Source organism: Sphingopyxis sp. Soil_C_28 (assembly GCF_057657055.1).
Genome location: NZ_JBDGJE010000006.1, coordinates 1 through 1219, shown reverse-complemented (window position 1 = coordinate 1219; position 1219 = coordinate 1). Strand labels below are relative to the sequence as shown.

The 1219-nt window shown below is 67.1% G+C and carries 1 protein-coding gene; it reads right to left on the bottom strand.

Annotated elements, in window-relative coordinates; all coding sequences use genetic code 11:
- Position 1 precedes the first annotated feature (1 nt).
- Positions 2–1216, bottom strand: a complete 1215-nt coding sequence (locus tag AC3A43_RS19850; protein ID WP_487794307.1) for an acetyl-CoA C-acetyltransferase — start codon at positions 1214–1216, stop codon at positions 2–4.
- Positions 1217–1219: the final 3 nt, after the last annotated feature.

Sequence of the window (1219 nt, the reverse complement as noted above, 5' to 3'; positions counted from 1 at the left end):
GTCAGGCGGCGCGTTCGAAGATCGCGGCGATGCCCTGACCGCCGCCGATGCACATTGTCTCGAGCCCGTAACGCCCGTCGCGACGCACCAGTTCGCGGGTCAGGTTGGCGAGGATGCGCCCGCCGGTGGCACCGATCGGGTGGCCGAGCGAAATGCCCGACCCGTTGACGTTCAATATCTCGTTGCGGCTATCGTCGTCGGACCAGCCCCAGCCCTTGAGCACCGCGAGCACCTGCGGCGCGAAGGCTTCGTTGAGTTCCACAAGGTCGATGTCGCCCCAGCCAAGCCCATTGCGCGCGAACAGCCGTTCGACCGCCGGCACCGGCCCGATTCCCATGCGGCTGGGATCGCAGCCCGCCGCGGCCGAGCTGTGATACCAGGCGATCGGTTCCAGCCCGAGTTCCTCCAGCTTGTCTTCGGCGACGACGAGGCATGCCGCCGCGGCGTCATTCTGCTGGCTTGCATTGCCCGCAGTGACGACGCCGCCTTCGAGGGGGCGCAGCTTGCCCAGCGTTTCCGGCGTCGCGTCGGCGCGGTAACCTTCATCATGGGCAAAGACGATCGGATCGCCCTTCTTCTGCGGCACCGATACCGGAACCAGCTCGTCGTCGAACAGCCCGTTCGCCCAGGCGGCCGCGGCGCGCTGATGGCTGCGCGCGGCATAGGCATCGCACGCCTCGCGTCCGATGCCATAATCCTTCGCCAGATTTTCGGCGGTCTCGATCATGCCGCTGATCACCCCGAACCGTTCGACCGGCTGCGACATCAGCCGCCCGCGCGTCAGCCGGTCGTGGAGCGTCAGATTGCCGGCGCGCACGCCTTTGCGAATATCGGTCGAATAATGCTCGACGTTCGACATCGATTCGACGCCGCCCGCGACGACGACGTCGGACATGCCCGTCTGGACCATCATCGCGGCGTTGACGACCGCCTGCAGTCCCGAGCCGCAACGGCGATCGAGCTGATACCCCGGCACCTCGATCGGCAGGCCCGCAGCGAGCCAGGACCAGTGCCCGATGCTCGGCGCCTCGCCATTGCCATAGCCTTGCGAAAAGACGACATCGTCGACGCGCGCCGGGTCGATCTTCGTCCGCTCGACCAGCGCCTTCAGGATCACCGCGCCAAGCTCGCCAGCCGTCATCGACGAAAGCGAACCCCCGAACTTGCCGACGGCAGTACGAATCGGGGCGACAATGGCGGCGCGGCGCAGGGGCATGTC